28 protein-coding genes are annotated in these 23,433 nt (G+C 50.7%); all 28 read right to left on the bottom strand.

The window, feature by feature from the left end:
• Positions 1-464: 464 nt before the first annotated feature.
• The 28 genes from IMCC21906_RS08575 to IMCC21906_RS08445 all read right to left on the bottom strand — a co-directional run bounded on the left by IMCC21906_RS08575 (position 465) and on the right by IMCC21906_RS08445 (position 23,425).
• A complete protein-coding gene (locus IMCC21906_RS08575) occupies positions 465-1,172 on the bottom strand; it encodes a pseudouridine synthase (RefSeq protein WP_047011823.1) in 708 nt (235 codons plus the stop codon).
• Positions 1,173-1,262: 90 nt separating this feature from the next.
• The gene (locus IMCC21906_RS08570) at positions 1,263-1,718 is read right to left on the bottom strand and encodes an RDD family protein (protein ID WP_047011822.1); all 456 of its coding nucleotides are present in this window, start codon (positions 1,716-1,718) and stop codon (positions 1,263-1,265) included.
• Between the two features lie 366 nt (positions 1,719-2,084).
• The gene (locus tag IMCC21906_RS08565; RefSeq protein WP_047011821.1) at positions 2,085-3,287 is read right to left on the bottom strand and encodes a flagellar hook-length control protein FliK; all 1,203 of its coding nucleotides are present in this window, start codon (positions 3,285-3,287) and stop codon (positions 2,085-2,087) included.
• 101 nt (positions 3,288-3,388) lie between these two features.
• Positions 3,389-3,847 (bottom strand): flagellar export protein FliJ, encoded by a 459-nt coding sequence (gene fliJ / locus IMCC21906_RS08560; RefSeq protein ID WP_047011820.1) that lies wholly within the window; start codon positions 3,845-3,847, stop codon positions 3,389-3,391.
• Entirely contained in the window at positions 3,847-5,277 is a 1,431-nt protein-coding gene (gene fliI, locus IMCC21906_RS08555) for a flagellar protein export ATPase FliI (protein ID WP_082117419.1), read from the bottom strand. Before fliI ends, fliJ begins: the two co-directional genes overlap by 1 nt.
• Entirely contained in the window at positions 5,189-5,914 is a 726-nt protein-coding gene (locus IMCC21906_RS08550; RefSeq protein ID WP_047011818.1) for a FliH/SctL family protein, read from the bottom strand. Before IMCC21906_RS08550 ends, fliI begins: the two co-directional genes overlap by 89 nt.
• Positions 5,915-5,982: 68 nt before the next feature.
• Positions 5,983-6,993 (bottom strand): flagellar motor switch protein FliG, encoded by a 1,011-nt coding sequence (fliG, locus tag IMCC21906_RS08545; protein ID WP_047011817.1) that lies wholly within the window; start codon positions 6,991-6,993, stop codon positions 5,983-5,985.
• Entirely contained in the window at positions 6,980-8,596 is a 1,617-nt protein-coding gene (fliF, locus tag IMCC21906_RS08540) for a flagellar basal-body MS-ring/collar protein FliF (RefSeq protein WP_047011816.1), read from the bottom strand. Before fliF ends, fliG begins: the two co-directional genes overlap by 14 nt.
• 21 nt (positions 8,597-8,617) lie before the next feature.
• Entirely contained in the window at positions 8,618-9,016 is a 399-nt protein-coding gene (gene fliE, locus IMCC21906_RS08535; RefSeq protein ID WP_047011815.1) for a flagellar hook-basal body complex protein FliE, read from the bottom strand.
• A gap of 25 nt (positions 9,017-9,041) precedes the next feature.
• The gene (locus IMCC21906_RS08530; RefSeq protein WP_052763450.1) at positions 9,042-10,022 is read right to left on the bottom strand and encodes a sigma-54-dependent Fis family transcriptional regulator; all 981 of its coding nucleotides are present in this window, start codon (positions 10,020-10,022) and stop codon (positions 9,042-9,044) included.
• Complete coding sequence (locus IMCC21906_RS16830; RefSeq protein ID WP_156166019.1) at positions 10,015-10,191, bottom strand: hypothetical protein; 177 nt, start codon at positions 10,189-10,191, stop codon at positions 10,015-10,017. The genes IMCC21906_RS08530 and IMCC21906_RS16830 overlap by 8 nt, the downstream gene beginning before the upstream one ends.
• Before the next feature lie 351 nt (positions 10,192-10,542).
• Positions 10,543-10,842 carry a HigA family addiction module antitoxin gene (locus IMCC21906_RS08525; protein WP_047011814.1) on the bottom strand — a complete coding sequence of 100 codons (300 nt, stop codon included), beginning with the start codon at positions 10,840-10,842 and terminating at the stop codon, positions 10,543-10,545.
• Positions 10,842-11,120: a type II toxin-antitoxin system RelE/ParE family toxin gene (locus IMCC21906_RS08520; RefSeq protein WP_047011813.1), complete on the bottom strand. Its 279-nt coding sequence runs from the start codon at positions 11,118-11,120 to the stop codon at positions 10,842-10,844. Before IMCC21906_RS08520 ends, IMCC21906_RS08525 begins: the two co-directional genes overlap by 1 nt.
• A 176-nt stretch (positions 11,121-11,296) precedes the next feature.
• Entirely contained in the window at positions 11,297-11,872 is a 576-nt protein-coding gene (locus IMCC21906_RS08515) for an antibiotic biosynthesis monooxygenase (RefSeq protein WP_047011812.1), read from the bottom strand.
• Between the two features lie 379 nt (positions 11,873-12,251).
• The gene (locus IMCC21906_RS08510; RefSeq protein WP_047011811.1) at positions 12,252-12,545 is read right to left on the bottom strand and encodes a HigA family addiction module antitoxin; all 294 of its coding nucleotides are present in this window, start codon (positions 12,543-12,545) and stop codon (positions 12,252-12,254) included.
• On the bottom strand, positions 12,545-12,730 hold the full coding sequence (locus IMCC21906_RS08505; protein WP_082117418.1) for a type II toxin-antitoxin system RelE/ParE family toxin: 186 nt from the start codon (positions 12,728-12,730) through the stop codon (positions 12,545-12,547). The genes IMCC21906_RS08510 and IMCC21906_RS08505 overlap by 1 nt, the downstream gene beginning before the upstream one ends.
• Before the next feature lie 392 nt (positions 12,731-13,122).
• Positions 13,123-13,593, bottom strand: a complete 471-nt coding sequence (locus IMCC21906_RS08500) for a DUF2802 domain-containing protein (protein ID WP_047011809.1) — start codon at positions 13,591-13,593, stop codon at positions 13,123-13,125.
• A 55-nt stretch (positions 13,594-13,648) separates the two neighbouring features.
• Positions 13,649-14,377, bottom strand: a complete 729-nt coding sequence (locus IMCC21906_RS08495; protein WP_047011808.1) for an RNA polymerase sigma factor FliA — start codon at positions 14,375-14,377, stop codon at positions 13,649-13,651.
• A complete protein-coding gene (locus IMCC21906_RS08490; protein ID WP_047011807.1) occupies positions 14,374-15,207 on the bottom strand; it encodes a MinD/ParA family protein in 834 nt (277 codons plus the stop codon). Before IMCC21906_RS08490 ends, IMCC21906_RS08495 begins: the two co-directional genes overlap by 4 nt.
• Before the next feature lie 22 nt (positions 15,208-15,229).
• The gene (gene flhF / locus IMCC21906_RS08485) at positions 15,230-16,450 is read right to left on the bottom strand and encodes a flagellar biosynthesis protein FlhF (protein WP_047011806.1); all 1,221 of its coding nucleotides are present in this window, start codon (positions 16,448-16,450) and stop codon (positions 15,230-15,232) included.
• Between the two features lie 56 nt (positions 16,451-16,506).
• Positions 16,507-18,594 carry a flagellar biosynthesis protein FlhA gene (gene flhA / locus IMCC21906_RS08480; RefSeq protein ID WP_156166085.1) on the bottom strand — a complete coding sequence of 696 codons (2,088 nt, stop codon included), beginning with the start codon at positions 18,592-18,594 and terminating at the stop codon, positions 16,507-16,509.
• Positions 18,595-18,671: 77 nt separating this feature from the next.
• On the bottom strand, positions 18,672-19,796 hold the full coding sequence (gene flhB / locus IMCC21906_RS08475) for a flagellar biosynthesis protein FlhB (RefSeq protein WP_047011804.1): 1,125 nt from the start codon (positions 19,794-19,796) through the stop codon (positions 18,672-18,674).
• Between the two features lie 2 nt (positions 19,797-19,798).
• Positions 19,799-20,593 (bottom strand): flagellar biosynthetic protein FliR, encoded by a 795-nt coding sequence (fliR, locus tag IMCC21906_RS08470; protein ID WP_047011803.1) that lies wholly within the window; start codon positions 20,591-20,593, stop codon positions 19,799-19,801.
• Complete coding sequence (fliQ, locus tag IMCC21906_RS08465; RefSeq protein WP_047011802.1) at positions 20,593-20,862, bottom strand: flagellar biosynthesis protein FliQ; 270 nt, start codon at positions 20,860-20,862, stop codon at positions 20,593-20,595. The genes fliR and fliQ overlap by 1 nt, the downstream gene beginning before the upstream one ends.
• 10 nt (positions 20,863-20,872) lie before the next feature.
• Positions 20,873-21,610, bottom strand: coding sequence for a flagellar type III secretion system pore protein FliP (fliP, locus tag IMCC21906_RS08460; protein WP_047011801.1), 738 nt, complete (start codon positions 21,608-21,610; stop codon positions 20,873-20,875).
• A complete protein-coding gene (gene fliO / locus IMCC21906_RS16330) occupies positions 21,607-22,071 on the bottom strand; it encodes a flagellar biosynthetic protein FliO (protein WP_052763449.1) in 465 nt (154 codons plus the stop codon). The genes fliP and fliO overlap by 4 nt, the downstream gene beginning before the upstream one ends.
• 3 nt (positions 22,072-22,074) lie before the next feature.
• Positions 22,075-22,470 carry a flagellar motor switch protein FliN gene (fliN, locus tag IMCC21906_RS08450; protein ID WP_231580239.1) on the bottom strand — a complete coding sequence of 132 codons (396 nt, stop codon included), beginning with the start codon at positions 22,468-22,470 and terminating at the stop codon, positions 22,075-22,077.
• A gap of 10 nt (positions 22,471-22,480) precedes the next feature.
• Entirely contained in the window at positions 22,481-23,425 is a 945-nt protein-coding gene (locus IMCC21906_RS08445; protein WP_047011800.1) for a flagellar motor switch protein FliM, read from the bottom strand.
• Between the last annotated feature and the right edge of the window lie 8 nt (positions 23,426-23,433).

Raw genomic sequence — 23,433 nt, 5'->3', positions numbered from 1 at the left:
TCCCGGACGCGGTTAGCGAGCCGGGATCCAGCTCCCCAGCACAAACTCACACAAGGCCTTTTCATAGCACGGCGGTTGCTGGATACCGGCTCAAGGCCGGCATGACGGCTTAGATACATCATCGTCATCCCTCACCCAGTCAAACCTCCAACCCTACCGTCATCCCGGACGCGATCAGCGAGCCGGGATCCAGCTCCCCAGCACGAACTCACTCAAGGCCTTTATTCATAGCACGGCGGTTGCTGGATACCGGCTCAGGGCCGGTATGACGGCTTAGATACATCATCGTCATTCCTGACCTTGCCAAAACCACCACCCTACCGTCATCCCGGACGCGATGAGCGATCCGGGATCCAGCTCCCACAACACGAACTCACTCAAGGCCTTTATTCATAGCACGGTGGTCTCTGGACACCCGCTCAGGGCCGGTATGACGAGTTATAAATATTCAAAGCATCTATGAGTTAATCAAGCTCAAAGCCCAACTCGCTATCAGTCAGTGGTCGGCTTTCCCCCACTTCAAGCCCGCCAAGGGAAATAAGCCCGACGGAGACACGGTGTAGCGCCAACACCTCATTTTGAAAAAAGCCAAACATTCGCTTCACTTGATGATACTTGCCTTCCACCAGGGTAAGCCTGGCGGTGTATTCAGACAGTATGTCTAATTTAGCGGGCTGGGTACGAATACCTTCGTAATCAAAATAAATACCCTCATTAAAAACACTGATATATTTATCACTCAGCGGTTTAGAAAGGGTAACCTCATACACTTTGGCTAACTTCGTTTCTGGCAGGCTGACCTTCCGGGACCACGCCCCATCGTTGCTTAATAACAGCAAGCCTGTGGTATTAAAATCCAAACGACCAACAATATGCAGCTCATTTTTTTGGGGATGTTCAATCAGATCCAACACGGTAGTGTGTTTACGGTCTTTAGTCGCACTCACAACCCCAGGTGGTTTATTTAGCATGATGTATACGGGATTGTTATCTTGCAGACAGACCTTATCCAACACCACATGAGTGAATTCTGTCACTTTCTGTTGAATAGAATCCGCCGCTTGCCCATCCAAAAAAATCCGTTTTTGCGCAATCAACAGCCGCGTATCAGATAAAGAAAAAGCGCTATATTTGCTGATAAAACGATCTAAACGGTAACTTTTAGACTTCATGGAATTATTTTAATCACAACAGGAGATAGAAGGATGACCCCGTAACGCTCTCAAAGGCGCGCCAAGGTAGAGGTAAACAAACAGCGTTTATTAAACCTGACCTTCAAATTTTACAGGCTCTTTTGTCAAGCTTCTGACCACCACAGTGCCTGCCAACTTGTCATGCCAGCCTTGTTTTCGTCTATCGATCCCCACCCAGATAATCCCAAGGAAAAAAGGCAGGATGGATATGTAATAAGCAAAATATCGACCAATAAGCTGTCCATTCGAGGGCTTAGCTCCTGTTTTGGCATCGACAATACTTAGCTTGAAGGCCATCTTTCCTGGCGTTGCAGATTTATAGATCCAGAACAAAATGACCACGAGCGCAGGCAGCAGATAATTAAAGGCAATATCCCAAAAGCCAACAAAAACCGACTCGCTTATCCAATACGCTTGGCCATAAATAAGCGTCAACATCGGCACAATAATGATGAATATCAAAATTGTATCAATGACTGCGGCAGCGGTTCTTACCCAAAAACCCGCATATTCCATGTCGTTCATATTCACCTCTTAAGTAGTTGGCCGTCGACTACTCTACTGTAAAAACCAGCCATTTTATTAAGGGAGCCTTTGATTAATTCGGTGATGCCTCAGGCTATGCCCCGAAGGGCGGGCCTCTGGCGCACACTGGGCAGCGTTGCGACCCTCATTAAGGACAGAGCCAACCTTAATCTCGGCAACTGCTCCTGCGTTGCGCTACCTCCTGCATCCATGCAGTCGTTCGTGCCGCGCCTTGCCAGCGTACGCCAGAGGCTCCGCTGAGACATTAGCGAATGAATCAGAGGTGCCTAAGATATATGAACTGGGAAGCATTAAAGCAGGACAATACCGGTTTAATCAGCAGGGAGTAAAGTCGGAGTACAAAGGTCAGGCGTAATCATCAACGCCGCTGGCAGGCCCTAAAATGACACTGCGCAAGGGGTCGATCAAGGGAGCGTCAGCTTCAGTTGAGCCAGACAGATCGCATTCGTGCGACTTGCCCTGTTCATCGGCGGTCTGAGCAAAACCTTCGCCACCACTTTGGCTGCTATTGGTATTGGCGTTGCCATTTGGGTTGTTCATCACACTGACTTTCACTTCATCCAAACGCAGGCCCTGCTGCTCAAAGCCTTGCGTCAGCCGTGGCAGCATTTTTTCTATCAGCTCACCGGTTTCAGCTTGCTGAGCTTGAAATTGCACTCGGGAGTGATCACCGTCCAGTTTCACCTGTACTTGAATACTCCCCAGTTCTTCTGGATGTAAATGGATGGTGGCGTTTTGTACACCGCTGCCTATCATCCACGACACTCTAGCAGTCATGGCCTGGCCCCAGGCAGGATCGGTATAGGCATTTTGGCTAACATTGAGGCTAACCGGCGCTTTGCTTTGGACCGGTGCCTGCGCACTGCGAATTTCACGCAACAAGCTGGACAACTCCAAATCACTCTCGACTTTATCGCCCACGTTTCCCAGCCGCTCACCAGTGGCATCCTGACTATTTACATTGGCGGCTTGTCTTAAACCTTCACTAAAAAAGTTTGCCGAGGCTTTTGGGTCTTTATCTGCGGAAGCAGTCTGGGAGGCCAAACTTGAAAGATCAGTGTTAAACGACTCGGTATTTTGAGAAGAATTAACGAATACGCCCTTCTGCACATTGTCCGGGTTTAAGCTGTCACTTGCTTTGGCTGAGGCATGGCCACGGGCATTTAGCATCATTGCTAAAGATTGACTGTCGCTACTGGCATGTTGTCCCGCGCTGGTGGCCTCCCCGGTTAAAGTGACTGCGGCAACGCTTGGCGTGGTGGGCGGCAAAGCATTGCCGCCGCCAGCTAACAGCTCAGAACCCGCTAGCCCCACTTCTGTCAACAGAGACGCTGCCGACATTTGTTCACCCTGTTCTTCACTAAAACGCGCTAAGGCTTGAGCCTGAATAGCGGCGAAAGCTTCGGGTTGTCCCCCCAGCAAACTGAGCTGCTGGGCGGCAAACAGTTGATTAAACGGCGCATCAGCTGTTGTTCCAACCGTATCAGCGTTGTTGCTGGCAGGTCGAGACTCGGCAGTTTTAACAGCAGGAATGAAGGAGGTTTGCATAGTACATCGGCCCTGAATTCATAGTAACCTTTGCAGAAATCGACGTTAAAAAGCGGCAATTCACTGCAGTTTATTGATAACTATCTAACACAGAGCAAGTCTTATGCCATAGATTCGGCAGTGCGAGCAGCCCAAAAAAATCGCTGCGCACTCATATCGTCAGAAACAAACTGTTCCCGGCGATTTTCTTCACAGCGTTCATCATCCTGATAGCGCTCTTTAAGCTTTTCCATGCTCATGCTGCGCTGCCGAGATGACAACCACTGACCACGTTCCTTTGACATATTGCTTTCGGCTTGGCGCAACTGGTCTTTTTGGAGGCTAATAGCATGAGCCAGTTTGCTCATGAAGTGACGTGTTTCTTGCAACCGCTGCAAGTCCATACTGGACCCGGGAGCGGCGGCACTGGCGTTATACTCTTGATAATATTGCTGCAACTCTTCTAACTTACGGCGCTGGTTGTCGCAGTACTGCTGACTTTTTGAGAAACGTTCTGCCTGTTGCCGCTCGGCCTTATCGGCAAGCTGTACAACACTGTTCATGCGCTGGGACTTCTTCATTATGATCCACTCACCAGTATGCTCAGTTCATCCAGGCTACGATCAAAGCTTTCTGACTCGTCGTAGGCTTGCTGTAAAAATCCGCTTAGCTGAGGCCATAACGTTACCGCCTCATCCAGTCTGGGATCGCTGCCCCGCTGGTACGCGCCAATCGTAATCAGATCGCGATTTTGCTGATACAGCGAATAGAGCTGCCGAAAATAACGTACCGTATCTTGATGGCCTTTTTCGGTAATATCATTCATCGCTCGACTGACGGATTTTTCGATATCGATAGCCGGAAAATGTCCGGCGTCGGCTAGTTGGCGCGACAACACGATGTGCCCATCAAGTATCGCTCTAGCCGAGTCCACAATCGGATCATTCTGATCGTCGCCCTCGGCCAACACAGTATAAAACGCGGTGATTGAGCCCCCTCCTGCCTCGCCGTTACCTGCCCGTTCAACCAAAGCGGGCAACCGGGCAAACACCGACGGCGGATAACCCTTGGTTGCTGGCGGCTCGCCAACGGCCAAGGCTATCTCTCGTTGAGCTTGGGCGAATCGGGTTAACGAATCCATAAGTAGTAACACTTGCTTACCCTGATCCCGAAAGTGTTCGGCAATGGAGGTCGCCAACCAAGCCGCCCGCATTCGCATCAACGGTGGATGATCTGCAGGGGTAGCAACCACCACCGCCCGGCGCATTTCATCAGGACCAAGAATACTGTCGATAAATTCTTTTACTTCACGACCCCGCTCACCGATAAGAGCAACCACCACCACATCGGCACTGGTAAACCGGGTCATCATGCCTAGCAATACGCTTTTACCCACCCCGCTGCCGGCAAACAAGCCCAGCCGCTGGCCACGGCCTACCGTCAACAAGGCATTTATCGCGCGCACACCCACATCGAGGGGCTGTCTGATGGGCTGACGAGACAATGGATTGATTGGCTCACCCGATAAAGGCCGCGACTCGCTGCAATGTAAGCTGCCTCGCCCATCCAGCGGCCGTCCGGCACCATCGAGCACCCGCCCCAGCAAGCCATCACCCACGGGCACATCAGAGCCTTTTTCGATAGGAATCACTCTAGCGTTGGGCATCACTCCCCGCAGCTCACCCGTAGGCATGAGCAATAAGCGATCTGCAGAAAAACCCACCACTTCGGTTTCTAACCAAGAACCATCAACGGTTTCGACTAAACAGTATCCGCCCACCGCCGATTTGCAGCCCACCGCCTCTAGCATGGTGCCCACAACCCGCTTAAGCTTGCCCTCAATGACGGGTGAATCGTAGTCAGCCAAGCGCTGGCGATAAAAAGCCAACCGCTCCGTCAATGCACTTTTGGCTACAGCGGCATTACTCACTGTGCTCACCGCCGCCAATAAATGCGCTACCCGCAAACGCTTGCCGCACAATTTTAGCGAGCCGGGTTTCAAGGGTTTCATCGATTCTGGAGCTATCATCACTGAGTTTGAAACCACCGGCAGTAATACTGGGGTCCTCAATCAGTTGCCAGTTGGGCTCAAGCTCTTGACCAGTGTCAGCAACATGGCCTTCCAGCGTTGCCATATCATCAGGATTTAAATACACCTCCAGCTTGCCATTTAAGCCGGTCAAGGTGGTCGCGGCAGCGTGGATATGTTCAAGAAAATTACCCGGAAGCTGTGTTAACTCCCGTCGCAAAAGCTGACAGGCCAGCCCCACACTCAAGGCCGCAATTTCAGACTCCAGCGCATCATCCAGCTGATGACTGAGCTTACTTAGCGCGGCAATCGCGTTTTGCAACTGCTGACTTTGCTGGCCCAGCAACTGATGAGATTCAGCCTCGGCTAACCGTAGCCCTTCTTGATAGCCTTCTTGCTTAGCCAATTCACGCTGATTGTCCAGCTCCTGAGCAGCAAGGTTATTATTACTGGCCTTAGCTGCCAACGATTGTGGGCTAACCGCAAGCGGCGCCGTCATATCGGGTGGTGACCAGGGGCTAATATCTTCTGGCAAACATTGGGCCGTGGGTGCCGGCGCAGCGGCCTCTACCGCCTCATCAATCCGCCGAGGCGCCCAGCTTTGAAATGCCTCAGACATAGGCCGATCTCATCAAGCCCTGCATGCCAATACCCGCACGCGGGCCTGTAAACATCACTTTAAACATATTAAACATAGTCATCGCCGCCCCGGCCCAAATCAATCTGGCCACTTTCGGCAAGCTTGCGGGCAATGGCTAAAATGTCTTTTTGAGCGGCTTCGACATCACTGAGTTTAATGGGGCCCCGGGCCTCCATGTCCTCTATCACCATTTCTTTGGCGCGCTTGGACATGTTGTTCAGAATTTTGTCTCGTACTTTTTCTTCTGCGCCCTTAAGGGCCGTAGGTAACACATCAGAGGCCACTTCACGCAACAACAGCTGCACACTCTTGTCAGCCAGATCAGCCAGATTGCTAAAGACAAACATCAGATCTTGAATACGTTCAGACAGGCTCTCGTCAGACTTGGTCAAGGCTTCCAACACTCTGGCTTCAGAGTCGGAATCCAAGGAATTAATAATACTCGCCGCCGTCATTGCGCCATCAACGGTGCTGGTTTTAAACGAGGCCGACACAGACAGTTTTTTCTTTAAGACATTTTGTAACTGCTTCATTGCCGCTTGGGGAATTGTCTGCATGGTCGCAATACGCATCACTACGTTTTCTTGCAAATCGCTGCGCAGCGACTTTAACACCTTCGCCGCCTGCTCCTTTTCCAGGTGGGCCAACGTAATGGCGATAATCTGGGGATGCTCATCTTTTAGCATCTGTACCAGCGCCTCGGTGTCTAACCAGCGCAGCGAATCTATTTCCAGCGCTTGCTCGTCACCTAATACGCGGTTAGCCAAGCTGCCGCCTTTCTGCTCGCCCAAGGTATTGGTCAACACCTTGCGAACATAACCGGGCACGCCCACACCTAATGCGGTTTCTGACGACAAGGCCCGATGAAATTCATTAACCACCGACTCGGCTTTTTTATTGTCGACATTGCGAATAGCGGCCATTGCCGACCCGATTTTTTCCACGTCCATGGCATCAACGTGTTGCAATACTTTGGCAGCTTGATCTTCGCCCAGCATTAACAGAAGCAGTGCTGCTTTCTCGCTACCGGCTACGGTCATTGCATTAAGACTCGCCATTTTCGGACACCCATTTTTTCACCACTTGCGCCACCCGCCGCGGATCTTGCTCTGCAGCAGCCCGGACATCACCCATTTTTTGTTCAAACCCTGCACTACCTGGCCCAGCTAAAGCCGCCATTGCCGGTTGCATGTATTCGCCCTGAAGCCCCTCTTCGCCACCCGGCAATGCCGGAACTGATCGAGGCTGATTTGCCGCCATCAAGCTGCGCATACCGGGACGCAAAATGGCAAACACAATAAACAACACCGCCAAACCTGCCAGCCCTTGCTTTACCAAACTCGCAAACCAGGGTTGCTCCCAGAATCCAGGGCCGGAAACCGTCTCCTCGACGCTAAGATCATCCCGGAAATCCGCAGACATAACCGTGACTCTGTCACCCCGGCCGTCTTCAAAACCTACTGCGTCTTTTACCAACTGGCTAAGCTGATTAATCTCAGCTTCGCTAATGGGGTCAGAGACTAATTCACCGGCGTCATTCAGTACCCGACGGTTATCCACTACCACCGCAACCGACAAACGTCGGATCATGCCGCTGGGATTAACGGTGTGGTTTAACACCCGTTCAATCTCATAGTTGCGTACCACCGAGCGACTACCGTTGGCGTCCTTGTCTGTTTTAGCCGACTCCGTACCCGCCAAAGGCGGTTGGTTGCTAAGCGCACCGGGGACACCACTGGCGGTATTTGCGTTGCCCTCACCCGGTACTTGCTCGTTTATCTGCTCACTGCGAACCACCTGTTTATCGGGATTCCAGCTTTCGCGGCTTTCTTGTACAGTCGAAAAGTCCACATCGGCAGCGACCTGTACCCGCACCCGCCCCGAACCGGCAAAAGGCCGAATCAGTTCAGCAACCCGATCTTCGTAGGCTTTTTCAATACGCCGCTGATAATCAAACTGCCGGGCACTATGACTGAGCTGGTCGCTGTTATCTTCTTTCTGAGACAACTGTTTACCTAGCTGATCTACCACGGTCACGTCTTCGGCACTCATGCCGCTAATACTTGTTGCCACCAAATTGACGATGGCATCAACACTATTTCTTTGAATGCGACTGCCCGGATAGACATCCAGCATAATCGACGCACTTGGGGGCTTGCGATCCCGGACAAATACGGATTGTTTAGGAATGGCTAAATGCACTCGGGCCTTGCGAACCTGCTGAATGCTCTCAATGGTTTTGGCCAGCTCCTGCTCCAACGCGTAGTGATATTTTTTAGACTGCATAAATTCGCTAACGCCAAAACCCTGCTCCTGTTCCAGCATGGCCATACCGCTGCCATCGCGCATCACGCCTTGGCCAGCCAATTTAAGACGGGCATCGTGAAGCTGTTCTGCCGGCACTTTAATTGCGCCAGTACCATCAGATACTTGATATGGAATATTCGCCGCACTGAGAACGTCAACCACCGCCGCAGCCCGGTCAGGTGCCAAGCCCGTGTAGAGGCTGCGATAATCTGGCCCCTGGGACCACAGCACGGCAGCCACACCCAAGGCCACACTGGCAGCGATGCCCACCAGAATTAAGAGTTGGCGCATCACTGCGTTGCCCGCCAACTGATTAAGCAGCGCCGTTGCTGCCTTGCCCTGTGATTCAGCCATAGTGATTTCTCAGCCCCAGACCTATACCGACATGCGCATAACTTCTTGGTAGGCATCCACAAACTTGTTGCGCACTTCTACCAAGGCTTTAAAAGACACATCCGCTTTTTGCAAATTCACCATAACCTCGGTGAGGCTGACATCGTCGGCGCCGCGTTCATAAGCTGCAGCCAATGCCCCTGCGTTTTTCTGAGTTTGGTTTACCGCATCAATTGACTGACTAAGCAATTGCGAAAAACCAGCACGCTCTACACCGTTAACACCTAGCCCACCAACACCTAGCCCCTTAACATCAAGGCGGCCATCCAGGCCTTTGACATCCAGACCCGATTCATTGAATTTTGGCGGTGCCATAGAAGTCTGTTCGCGAATGCTGCGAATTTGTCCTAACAACTGATTAACACTCATGCTATCGCTCATAGCGTATTACCTATTTGCTTATGGCCTATGTGGCCGTGTGCTCGCGGAGACGAGCCATCTTGTAACGGAGGGTGCGGGGACTAATACCCAAAATTTCGGCAGCTTCTTTTTTAGACTTCCCGCGTTTCAGGGCATCATTAATTACCAGTCGTTCTTGATCCCGTATTAAACCGCTCAGCGGTACGTCATCGGCTGGGGCGGTACTGGAGTCAATATCGATGTCGTTATGCTCCAAGGCCCCTGCAGACATAAAACTCAAGCCAATCTCAAACTGAATGTCGTCTTCATGAAGAATAGAGTCTTGACGCAAAATCATCGCCCGCTGAATGACGTTATCCAGCTCTCGTACATTGCCGGGCCAACTGTAATTACAGAGTTTGTGTTTAGCGCCATCACTCAGCATGGCATCGGGATGACGAACGCCGGGCTGGCGCGACAAAAAGTATTCAGCCAAGGGCAGAATGTCGCCAGGACGCTCGGCTAAACGGGGCACATACAAGGGGAATACATTCAGGCGGTAGAATAAATCTTCTCGAAACAAACCCGCTTTTACTGCCGCTTTTAAATCCCGGTTAGTGGTAGCAATCACTCGTACATCTAAATTGATGGTCTTACGACTGCCCAAGCGCTCGACTTCTCGCTCCTGCAACACCCGCAGCAACTTTGCCTGCAAACCCAAGTCCATTTCAGACACTTCGTCCAATAGCAAGGTGCCGCTCTGGGCTTGTTCAAATTTTCCCGAGTGGCTATTCACCGCGCCCGTAAAAGCCCCCTTCTCATGACCAAACAGCATGGCTTCCAACATATTGTCGGGAATCGCCGCACAGTTCACCGCCACAAAAGGCGCATCACTACGAGCCGACTGGCTGTGAATATACTTTGCGTAAATTTCCTTACCTGCACCACTGGACCCACAGAGCAGCACCGTGGCATCGGTCATTGCGACCCGGCGCGCGAGGCCTTTCACTGTTTTAGAGGCCAGATCAGCCGCGATAAGATCAGCCATGATGAGGCACCACACGTAATGCTGGCTTAGCTTGCGTGGTTAACGACGCCAGAAATTGCAACATGCGCTCATTAGCAATATTCAGCTCTTGCTGACAGTGCTCCATTGCCAACATGTCTTCTGCACTAATCGGAGATTTGATCGGGTTCGGTTGTACTATCTTCATCATACTAACGCCTACCAAAAGTCGCTTTGTTCTTGGTAAAGCAATCAGCATGCCATCAATATTTTATTATTATTTTCAATAACTTAAAAAAAACAGGCAGTACTTTGCCATTTTTTTGGCGGGCGGTTCAAGCAGGTTTTTTGGCGCAGGGCTTGTTCGTATTAATCCTCGCGTGGAAAATTTCAGTGACAGGCGAATGCGAAACGCTCACCGTAGTTAGTAGATTTCATACTTATCAATGGCGGGCTTGAAAAGCAGCCAAGTTTCTGGAGTGTTCTACAGTTTCAACGTCGCAAACATCGGTGACAAAACCAAAGTGAAGCGGAGATTTTGAGATCCGCGTGATTTACCTTATTAAGCTTGTGACGCAAATTCATACGGGCGAACTTGCAATATAGATTGATGTTGGCGAACTGACCAAAGATCATAAGCATTTTGCAATCGAAGCCAATGATCTGCAGATGGCTTTTTAAATGCCAGCTCAAGACGTAAAGCCATTTCAGGAGTGATAGAACCCCTACCATTTAAAACTTTTGATAGTGTTTTTCGGCTTATATTAAGGTGTTCAGAAACATCAGTAATTGTTACGCCGGTTGGCTCAATTACTAACTCTTTGAGAATTTCGCCCGGATGCGCCGGATTGTGCATACTCATTAGTGATAATCCTCGTAGTTAACTATTTCAGCGTCCTTTCCTGTAAAGCGAAAAGTAACCCTCCAATTACCACTTACAGATACTGACCATATACCTTTACGGTTTCCTTTCAGCTCGTGTAAGCGGAGGCCTGGCAAATCCATATCATCGGGGTTTTCAGCTTGGTCCAAGTTGGTAAGAATTAGCCTCAAACGTTTAACATGCTTCGATTGAATACCCGAAGTTGTGCCTGAACGGTAGAACCGCTCAAGCCCTTTATGTACGAAGCTAATAATCATCGACCAATTGTAACCTATTGGGTTACGCCGTCAAGTGCTGATTTGAAGCTTAACGAATGATAGGGGCTCCTCCTACCAGAACATCATCACAATATGCCAAAGTGAAATTGCGGAACAAGCACTTAAAGATAGGAGGAATCGCAACAGTCGCATTAAACTCAGCTTATTAGATGAATTCAGCTAAACAACCAACGCTGCACCAGCCGGGTATAACGAGGCATAATGATATACACCATTAAAAAGACGATGACCCCAGTAACCACCAGCGTGGACAATGGCGGGATGGGCGGCACACCCAGCGCTTGTAACATCGGCACAATCAGCAGCGGCACGCCAAGTACCAACGGATAAATTACCGACCATGTCAGTAAAAACTGCTTCCAGCGTACAGGGATAGTCGCCTTAGCCTCCGTGGGGGCAAACCAGAAATCCAGCCCGCTGCGAATAAAAAAGTCGTCGCCGGTAACAAATAAGGGCTGGGGCTTTTCAATCAGTCTGGCTCGATCCTCCGACTCTATCCACTGTTTTAAATGCGCCCTGGAATCAAAGCGAATCACCACCGTGTAGGTATCTGTTAAGCCAGCTACCGGACGAATAATATGCAAATCCAAAAAACCAGCTGCGGTCTTACAAACCGGGGCAATGTCTTTCAACCACTCCTCGTACTCGGCATGCTTGTCAGAACGTAGCCGATGGGTAACAACAACTGTCGCCCCATAGTTTGGATCATCGATAGCGGATTGCTTTGTCATAACATCGAGCCTGTACATTATGTAATCTACAAATACGAAGCCGTCAGACTACCTCGCCTTTCCAGAAGCTTAGCGCGATTATCCCGCCCTCAGCAAAGCCGTAAGTTTATCTAAAATCAATGGGCAAGAAAGGGCTGGCTAGTATGAATACAAGCAAAGAGTTTTAGCAACGTGCATTACTGAGGGAAGCATGCGAACGGTTTACTAGCAAAAATAGAATCGGGCTGGGATAAATCAACTTTTTAAGTGGCGCAAGTAATGGGTGCTGTATTGTTGAACGCATGGGGAAAGGCTTTATTTGGTGAATGCGCCTTCGGCTTCAACATCCCCCTAATTTACCAATTGAAACACAGCATAAGAGACTCAAAAAATGACCTTGTTACGCGGCATTTAAATCAAGGGGGAGTACATTGGAGAGCTTTAACTGTTTTTTTGCAACAGACAAATCGTAATTGTCTTGCATGGTAAGCCAGCTTTCTGGGCTTCGACCTAAAACCTTAGCCAACCTTAAAGCCATTTCAGGACTGATTCCACTCTGCCCTTTTATAAGCCTATTAAGAGTTGAAGCTGCTACATCAAGATGCTTGGCAAGATTGCGACAGCTAATATCAAAGGGCTCCATATATGTTGCCTGAATAAACTCACCAGGATGAGGGGGGTTATACATAGTCATTAATGATAATCCTCATAGTTGACGATAAAAACATGGCCTTCATGAAACTCAAAAGTAACTCGCCAGTTACCACTGACAGTAATCGACCACAGACCTTTTCGGCTACCTTTTAATGAGTGCAGTCGGTAACCCGGGATATCCAAATCGTCAATACAATAGGCAGTATCCAAGGCTGTAAGTTGCATTCTTAGCTTGCTAGCGTGATTGGCATGTATAGCTATAACAGCTTATTAACCAGAACAGTAGCTTACGATGCTATCACGTAGATAAGAGGTGGTTTCAACGTGACGGCGATTAAACATTAAGGCACCTCTGATTAATTCGGTGATATCTCAAGCTTAGCCAAAAGCGGCTCAACAAGGCGCCGACATGAAGGAATGCTGGTTGCCTTTCAAGTGGCGGCAACGCAGTTGAGCCGTGTTTGGCTAAGCCCCGAGGGGCGGGCCTCTGGCGCACACTGGACTGCGTTGCCATGCTCATTAAGGACAACCAGCCTTAATCTTCGCATCGCGCCTTGCCAGTGCGCGCCAGAGACTCCGTTGAAACATTACCGAATTAATCAGAGGTGCCTTAGCGTTTAAACCGCTTTTTTATTCATCGCCGTCAGCAATGACGCTTCTGAAACGGATATACCAAAGCGGCGGGAAAGTTCAGCGGCATTCATACCTTTGTCGGCAAGATTACGCAAATGGGCATAAAACGCGGGGCCTTTTTTATCGGCTGCCAGTTTCTGCTGTTTCACCCCTAGCATCTCCAAGTAATCTTCTAATGCCAATACTCGGTCACCCACCATGTCTAAAGCACTGCTTTGAGCAGCGACGGTTTGCTCCAGACTGGCAATGCGGGCATCTTTTTCGGCGTTGACTGCGGCTAGCGCTTCCGCCGCTCGCTGCTCGCGTAGGTTACGACGCAATCGTGAAACGTAGATTAACAAGCCTACACCGAGCAGGGTAAAGATGGCGCCGATAATTTGTGCGGCAGACATGTTCATTAAGCCATTCAGCATGGGGGCAACGGCGTCTAATAAATTACGAATGGCTTCATTCATCAGTTTTATTCTCCAGCGGGCACACTCGGCCCGGCTTTAACTTTTGGTTTTAAAGCTAATCGCCGGTCCAGTCCCGTAAGCGGCTTTTAAGCCGAACAATGGCTTGGCTGTGTATTTGGCAAACTCTGGATTCGCTAATTTCCAACACTTCGCCGATTTCTTTCAGGTTTAAACCTTGATCGTAGTACAGAGCCAATACCAGTTTTTCGCGTTCTGGCAGGCCGTCAATCTGGGTCGCTAGCGAGGATTGAAAGTTGGCTTCCAAGACGCTTTCCATTGGCGCGTAACGATCATCGCCAGCAAAGCTATCCTGCTCGCCTGCATCTTCTTGAATTTGATCCAGACTAAACAAGCGCACAGAACTAGTGTCTCGAAGCAGCTGGTGATAGTCGTCTAAGCTTATTTGCATTTCTGTTGCTATCTCTGCCGCAGACGCTTCTCGGCCTAATCGCGCCTCGACCTTAGCCACCGCTACGCCCATTTCTCTTAACTGCTTAGAAATAGACCGAGGAGCCCAACCGCTCTGTCGGAGCTGGTCTAACATGGCGCCGCGAATACGAATACCAGCATAGGTCTCAAAGCTCGCGCCCTTGTCCCCTTGAAAATGACTGCCCGCTTCCAACAGACCAATCATGCCCGCCTGGATCAAGTCATCGACATCAACGCTGGCCGGCATGCGGCTGATAAGATGGTAGGCAATACGCTTAACCAAGGGTGCATGGCGAGTTACCAGCTCATCACGACTGCCCCGCTGCACGTCAAGGTAGGCGTTATGCACACTCACAATATTACACCCTCGCCCTCACCCTCCCTTGTGTCTATTAAGCGCTCGCCAAAAAATTGGATATGACCACTGGGGGAAACCGGCAGCTCCCATTTTTCCACCGTTTCGGCCAAACGCTTAAATGCCAGCGAGGAATCAGCACCGGGATACAACTCGCTCACCGCTTGTTGACGAGAATCCGCTTTAACCAAATAGGGGTCACGAGGCACATAGCCACTGTATTCAAGATGCACATCAAGAAATCGCCGGGTGACTTCATCCAGGCGATTAAAACCGTCTCGCGCTTGTTGCTGACTATCCACCATATTGCGCAAAATTTTAAAACGCCGAATGCCCGCATCCCGGTTTAACACTTTCATTAAAGCGTAGGCATCTGCCATGGATGTCAGCTCGTCGGTTACCACGACCAACACGTGTTGGCTGGCCTGACTAAAGGTGACAACGCTATCGGAAATGCCCGCAGCGGTATCCACAATTAAAACCTCGTATTGATCTTGAAGCGCACTCAACGAACGAACAATGGCGCCATGTTGATCGGCGCCCAGCTCAGACATTTTCTTAATGCCCGATGCTGCTGGAACAATATCGATACCATTGGGGCCCTTCACGATAACGTCTTGAATATCGCATTGACCGTTCAAAACATGGGACAGGTTCCACTTGGGCCGCAGTCCCAACATAATGTCGACATTAGCAAGCCCCAAGTCGGCATCCATCAACAGAACCTTGCGGCCCATTTTTGCCAGCTGACAGGCCAGATTGACCGACACATTGGTTTTGCCCACGCCGCCCTTACCACTGGCTACCGCAATGACTTTTACCGGATTCATATTCTGGCGTTCTCCATTTTTCTTATCCCAGGGCGCTAACGCGTTGACGATCAGCGTCTGTCGCCGGTGTCGCTTGCGTGTTTCGCTCAAAGAAGGTACTCATTCGCACCGCCATTTTGACCAGCTTCCCAGCGTCCGCTTTAGAGAGATTTCGAGGAACGTTGGGACCATTAGAAAACCAGGCCGCCGGTAATTTCGAGTCAATCAAATTAGAAATAACGCCACCCAAGCGAGTCGCTTCATCGATACGGCTTACCACCGCTGCCTGAATATTTAAGGGCTGATAAGCCTGAATAATTTCTTTTTGAACATGACTCTGGCCGTCGGCGGGAATATTTAAATACACCGACACATCGGGCATAACACTCAATAGAGCCTCTAACTGCTGCAAACCCTGACGGTCTCGAAATGACACCCCTGCGGTATCGACCAGCAACAAGGTTTTTTTACGCAACACCCGGTATATTTTTGCAGCCTCATCGGGACTATCGGCACAGTGAACCGGCACCTGCAAAATACTGCCATAGGCCCGCAACTGCTCTTGCGCACCAACCCGTGCATTGTCGGTGCTCAAAATGGCAACACTGTCTTTTCCATGGGTAAGCACATGCTGAGCGGCGAGCTTGGCAATGGTGGTGGTTTTACCTGAACCCTGGGGTCCGACTAAAGCGATAGCACCAGAACTTGGCGGCGCGATAACCGGCAAGTTGCGACTGAGCAGCATTTTAAAAATTTCTCGCTGAATACTGTCTTCTTCATCGCTGGGGATCTGCTCGGCAAGCTTACGCCCCAGTTCGGGATCAATATCCATTGCAGCCATAAACTGATTTAACTGACATTGCTCAGGGACTTGATGATCTGCATCTTTCCAACTGTGGCCTTTTAACTGGGCCATCAGCAAAGTCTTCATGGATGCCAACTCTTTCTTCATCGTCAGCAGTTCGTCATCCTGAGACCAGACCACTTTAGGCCCAGCGCCAGAACCTTGGCTTGGGCCCGTTTCAGTTTGCGGCTTCGTCGGAGCCTGCTTTGCCGCTTCTTGTCTAGCACGCAGCACATCTACCGCACTGAGCTCACTTGTGACTGCCGCTTGGCTAAGCTCTGCGTCTTCCCAGCTGACAACCATTTCGACACCACCGTCAATGCTATAGCAATCCAGCACCACTGCATCAGGTCCGTGGGCGGCTTTCACCATTTTCATGGCTTGGCGGGTATCCGCTGCGCGGTATTTTTTCACGTTCATGGCCTAACCTCTTTTGCGGGCTAATCCCGCTAGCCACTCGCCATTGGCAATAGCGATTAATTATTTAAGCGTGGCTGCTGTCCTATAGTAGAAAGCAACTTAACTTGTTTGCTGTCTGGCACTTCGTTGTAGGACAGCACGTTTAAACCGGGCACGCTGCGACGGGTAAACCGCGACAACCAAGACCGGATAGAGGGCGATACCAATACCACTGCTGGCTTGCCTCCCAATTCCTGTCCTTGCGCAAACTCGGCTAGCTGGTTTTGCAATCGCTCTGCTATACCAGGCTCCAAGCCCGCCGCTCCATTGGCGCCTCGGGTTAGATCTTGCAACAACTGTTCCAAATCAGGATCTAGCGCAACAACATCTAACTCTTCGTATAAGCCATTGATTTCTTGGATAATCATTCGACCTAATGCAATACGCACCCCTTCCAAAAGTTCGTCGGGGTTCTTGGTTCTTGGCGCTTGCTCCGCCAAAGATTCGGCGATGATGCGGATACTACGTATAGAGACGTTCTCTTTAAGCAAGCTTTGCAAAACCCTAACTACCACACTAAGAGGCAGCTGCTTAGGCACTAAATTCTCAACAAGCTTTGGATCTGTTTTAGCCAGGCGATCAAACAATTGCTGCACTTCTTCATGACCCAATAACTCATGGGCATGCTGTTTAAGCAATTGGCTGAGGTGGGTAGCGATAACCGTGCAAGGGTCAACAACGGTATAACCCATGGTTTGAGCCTGCTCCCGTTGGCTGCCATCAATCCACACTGCATCCATACCAAAGGCCGGATCCTTAGTGGCCATGCCTCTTAACGAACCTTGAGCACCACCGGGGTTAATGGCCAACTCCATCCCCGGTTGAATATCCCCCTGGGCAATGGTGTCACCTAAAAACTGAATGCGGTAAGCACCCGGAGCCAGCTCTAAGTTGTCGCGGATATGCACGGGCTGAATCAAAAACCCTAAATCCTTAGAGAGCTTTTTGCGCACGCCGGTAATGCGGTTAATTAATTCGCCGCCTTGATTACGATCGACCAAGGGGATCAAGCGATAGCCTACTTCCAAGCTGATAATATCCAGCTGGGTAACTTCTTCCCAATTCAATTCTGCAGGTTCATTCGTGGCGACAGGGGCCTCGACGGGGGACTCTTCATCGACAAGCTCTACTTGCTGCTTGCGCTTTTGCGCCGACCAATACGCAGCACCACCGCAAACCGAGGCCAAGAGCAAAAACACCAAATTAGGCATGCCGGGGATAATCCCCATCAGCCCCAGCAGCGCCGCTGCCAGATACAAGACATTGGGATTGGCAAACATTTGCTCGCCAATTTGTTCGCCCATGTTTTGCGGGCGAGAAATACGGGTAACGATGATGGCCACGGCAACACTCAGCAGCAGCGAGGGCAGTTGCGCCACCAAACCGTCGCCAATGGTCAGCAAGGTGTAGTTGTGCATGGCTTGAGAAAAGCTCAAGCCATGCTGGCTCATACCCACACCCAAGCCACCGATAACGTTGATAAACAAAATCATAATACCGGCAATGGCATCGCCGCGAACAAACTTGCTGGCACCGTCCATGCTGCCGTAAAAGTCCGCTTCTGTACGCACTTCTTCTCGGCGGCGGCTGGCCTCTTCTTGGGTGAGAATACCTGCATTCAAATCGGAGTCGATGGCCATTTGCTTGCCGGGCATGGCGTCCAGGGTAAACCGCGCGGTAACTTCAGAGACTCGGCCAGCGCCTTTGGTCACCACCACAAAATTGATGACCACCAAAATGATGAACACCACAATACCCACGACATAATTGCCGCCAATAACAAACTCACCAAAAGACTCAATTACCTTACCCGCAGCACCGGGACCACTGTGTCCCTCTAACAACACAACCCGCGTAGAGGCAACATTCAAGGCAAGACGAAGCAAGGTGGCCAGCAGCAATACGGTGGGAAACACACTGAAATCAATGGGCCGCTGAACATAGATTACCGCCAGAATAATCACCAGCGACAAAGTAATATTGAAGGTAAATAACAAATCCAACAAAAACGGAGGCATGGGTAACACCAGCATGCCAAGGCAGGCCACCAACAAGGCCAGTACACCCAGGCCACTGCCTGCTACGTGGTGCATCCAGTTGGGCATTGTAATTGTTTGAGTTGCCATGCTTTGCCTCGTTAATCTGCCGTGCGGTGTTTACAACCAATTTGTACAAGCAATCTTTACAACAAGTCTTTCAAAAATGCGTCATCAATCTCAGGATGGGGCACATCGGGTTTGTCACCACCCATGCCCTCCCAACTTCGCAGCTGGTAGACGTACGTCAAAATTTGCGCCACCGCCAAATACAAGCCACCGGGGATCTCGCCGTCTAAGTCCACACTGGCAAATACCGCCCGCGCCAAGCGGGGAGACTCAACAATGGGAATATCATTTTCACCGGCTAGCTCCCGAATCCGGGCGGCAATATTGTCGGCGCCTTTGGCGATAAGGATGGGCGCAGTCATCCGCGCCTCGTCATATTTCAGCGCGACGGAGAAGTGAGTGGGGTTGGTGATAACCACATCTGCAGTGGGCACTTTTTCCATCATGCGTTGACGAGCGGCGGCTTGCTGCATTTCTCTCAGTTTGGCTTTAACCTCTGGGCGACCATCGGATTCTTTGTGTTCGTCCCGCACTTCTTGCCGGGTCATTTTCAGTTCTTTTTTGTGATTCCACATTTGCCACGGCACGTCGATGGCGGCAATCAATATTAATGGCAGGCTGACGAGTAAAAAGAACCACGCCAACAACAGGCTGCTACTGGCAATGGCCGATTCCGGCGGCTGCAGGCCCAGCAGTAAAATATCCGCCTCGGTACTGCGAAGCAGAATGTACGCAGCGACGCCAATCACTGACATTTTTAAAATAGATTTAGCCAATTCGCCTAAACTGCGCAGCGAGAATAACTTGCCAATACCTTTGATGGGATCGAGCCGTTCAGGCTTAAAGCTCAAGCTGAATGTCCAGCCTCCCAGCGCAATAGACGAGACCAAGGTGGCAATAATCGCCACCAACAGCAGCGGCCAAATTGACAGCAGTCCGGTGATAAGGCTTTGCATAAATTCGCCGCCCATTTCCTGCTGTGGACGCAGCAACGCTTGGGGTGACAAACCTCGGCTCATTAAGCCACTCATGGCCGCAGCCAGTTGCTCGCCAGTGGTAATTAAAGTGGCGGCTCCCGCCACAGTGACCATCATGGTAGAGAGTTCTTTAGAGCGGGGAACCTGACCTTTTTTCTTTGCGTCGGTCAGCTTCTTGGCCGACGCGTCTTCGGTACGTTCTTGTCCGTCCTGATTCTCTGCCATGTCTAAGCCCCCAAAAACTCAGCAATAACAGCGTAAGTGCTATCAACAAGACTGCTCAGCTGGGGCAGCAGATTAGGCATAATACGGTCCAGCAACAAAAAGCCGACTAGCATGGCCAGTGGAAAGCCCACTGCAAACAAGTTAAGGGTGGGAGCTGCCCGGCTGATAACGCCGACCGCAATCTGTACCAGCAACAAAGCAATAACAGCGGGAATCGCAATTTGAATCGCGCCGGCAAACATGGCCGAGCCTTGGGAAAAAACCAGCTGAAGCTGATCAACATTCATCGCCGGACCATTGACCGGCCACAATTGAAAGCTTCTTGCCAGCATCGCCAAAAAAGCTAAGTGCCCATCCATGGCGACAAACAGCAACATGGTAATGACCAAGAGATATTGCGATAACACAGGCACCTGAACGCCGCGCTGGGGGTCAACCATCATCGCAAAGCCCAAGCCCATGCCGTTGGCAATAAGATGACCGCCCACCACTACCGCCTCAAAAACCAATTGCAAAAAAAAGCCCAGACAAATGCCGATAAGCAATTCTTTGGCGGCCAGTACAATGCCCTCTACTCCAATGAGATTAATCGCCGGGCTGATTGGGCCCTGACTATTAATCATTGGCAGCAATGCCGCGCTCACAAACACCGCCAGCATTAAGCGAATACGCATAGGCACATAGGCCGCACTGAACAGCGGCGCGGTCATAACGGCGCCGCCAATGCGCACAAATGGCAGCCAGGCAGCGCTTAACCAGCCCATGAGTTGCGCCCCGGTAAAGGCTTCGGTAAACATCAACGGACGAGACCCGGAATCATTTCAAATAACTGACGGGTGTAATCAACGAGTTGAGTGAGCATCCACGGCCCGGTTAAACCCAGCGCCACCACCAAGGCAATGAGTTTGGGAATAAAGCTCAGGGTCATATCCTGAATTTGGGTGGCGGCCTGAAACATACCAATAAACAAACCCGCTGCCAGTGCCACCAATAACAAGGGCGCTGCCAGCAATACAGTGATGTTCATACCTTGGCGGCCCAGTTCAATAACGGTATCGGCGTTCATTTGCGCGCTCCTACTGGTAAAAGCTGGCCGCCAGTGAGCCCATAATCAGCCCCCAGCCATCCACCAGAACAAACAACATAATTTTGAAAGGCAGCGAGATCATCATGGGCGACAACATCATCATCCCCATCGACATCAACACGCTGGCAACCACCAGATCAATCACCACAAAGGGAATAAACAATAAGAAACCAATCTGGAATGCCGTTTTCAGTTCACTGGTTAAAAACGATGCCATTAATATGGAAAACGGCACGTCTTCGGGTTTATCAAAGCCTTGATAACCGGCAATTTCGCCAAAGCGGGCAATGTCTTCTTCTCGGGTTTGGCGGAGCATAAATTCTCTGAACGGTGCCGCGCCCTTTTCAATGGCCTGCTGAAAGGGGATTTCTTCGGCGATATAAGGCTGTACCGCCTCGCGATAAGCAATTTCGCCAACCGGGTACATAACAAACAAACTCAAAAACAAACCCAAGGTCAGTAACACTTGGTTAGATGGGGTCTGCCCGGTACCCAGCGCCTGACGCAAAATAGACAGCACAATCATAATTCGGGTAAAAGCCGTCATACCCAACAGCAAGGCTGGCAACAGAGTTAAGGCTGTCATCACCGCCAACAGTTGTAGCGATACGCTGTACTCTTGACCGCCGGAGGCATTGGCCACCGAGCTGACGGCAGGCATTGATAAACCTTGGGCGGCTGCACCTAAAGGCAACAGCAATGCCAGCAAGATCAGCACCCGCTTCATGATATTGACGCCTTATTCTCATCGCCCTTGGCTTTTAGCTTGGCCAGCTTGCTTCCCAAAACGCTGCCCCCTAACACACTGGCAAAACTTTCTTGTGCTGCTGGTGGCGGTAACGCATCAGCCTTCCAACTGTGCAGAGTGCGAATGCAACCGGGAGTGGCCCCCAGTAATAAGCGTTCTTCGCCTACCTGTACTACCAAGAGTTTTTCTTTCATATTCAGCGGCAACTGAGCAATCACATTCACGCCAGCCTGATTGGGCGCAGACACCAAACGGCTGCGACGCAAAAACCAACTGACCACAAACAAACAGCCCAGTACCAAAACAAAGGCGCCTAACATGCCGCTAATATCAACCCCAGCATAAGCTGCTGTTGGAGTTTTAACCGCGCTGGGCTCCGGGCTTTGGGCCATAACCATGCCAGAAAAACTGAACAGAATAACGCTTAGCAGCTGTCGCATATCTTAGTCCTGACGCCGAGGCCGTTCGTCTTGGCTGACAACCTCGGTAAGCATAATGCCGTACTTTTCTTTGACGACAACAATCTCACCCTTGGCCACCAAGGTGCCGTTTACCCGCACGTCCAGCGGGGTGCCCGCAGCCCGGTCTAACTCAATAATGGCGCCCTGCTTCATCTCCCGCAGGTCACGAATGCTCATCCGGCTACGCCCCACTTCCACAGAAACGTTAACGTTGACATCCATAATCATGTCCAGGCTCATATCACCCATTTCTACACCTTTTTGCTGTTTACTTTGCTGGTTGGCCGATGCGGCGGCTGGCGCTGGCGACGATTCGCCAAATTCATTTATGTTTGCTTTTTGAGGTGGTTCATTCGAAGGCATAATTGGATCGTTCACCGGGCCTCTCCTATTCTTCTTCTGGGGCACAATGGCCCTCAATACGAACAGCAAAATTGCCCTGCTGGGCACCTAGGCGACCAAACATCAGTCTTTGGCCGTCCAGGCATACGGTGACGGCGTCGGCAGCGGGAATATCAATAATGTCGCCGGGTTTAAAACCCAACACTCGCTTTAGACTGATTTCGGTTTCGGCCAAAATCGCCGTCATTTCAATTGGCGTCAGTTCCAGACGTTTGCTTAAACGCTGCTGCCACTGCACATCGGCATCGCCATGACTGGGCCGAGGTGTATCGTCAAGCCGCTCTCTAAAGTCATCCAATGCCGTCCACGGCAAAGCCAACCACAAGCCAACGTTGTCGCTGCCACCGCCAAAATCCAATACAAAACGACAAGCAACCATCGAGTCCTGGTCGCCAAACGCTTCTATTGTGCGGATATCCGATGTTTGTTGAACAAGGCTGGGCGTCTGGACCAACAGCGTCTTCCACGCCTTGGCGATATCAGCCTTCAGTAGTTCATTGGCTTGTTCACTAAAGCTTTCTTCCGTCACCGAGAACTTTTCCCGAATGGGGACCGCACCGCCAAAGCCGCCGTAATAACGGTCTACCATCTGAAAAATAAGCTCTGACTCCATTGCCATCAGCATGCTCGCGCCATCGGCCAGGCCGTTATACAAAGCAATATTGCAAGGTGCAGGCAAACGGCGACGCAGCTCGTCAAACCGCATTGCACTGGTGTTATCAATCGAGATAGACGTAAGGGTGGGCAGCAGCGTACGCAGTGATTCTTTTCCGCTCTCGGCAAACTGAAGCTGCAATTGGTTTAAGGCAGGCAATAAGCGCTGCAAAGCGTAATCCTGACGCGCAAAGTCGTACTTACCATTGCCGTCACGGGCAGATTCCGCCGAGTCCATAAACGCCTCTAGCTCTTCTGGTTCGAGAACACCGGTCACTATTTATG

Origin of the sequence: Spongiibacter sp. IMCC21906 (genome assembly GCF_001010805.1) — a bacterium.
Classification (GTDB): domain Bacteria; phylum Pseudomonadota; class Gammaproteobacteria; order Pseudomonadales; family Spongiibacteraceae; genus Spongiibacter.
Note: the sequence above shows the minus strand (reverse complement) of the source record. Positions and strands in the feature narration are given on the sequence as shown.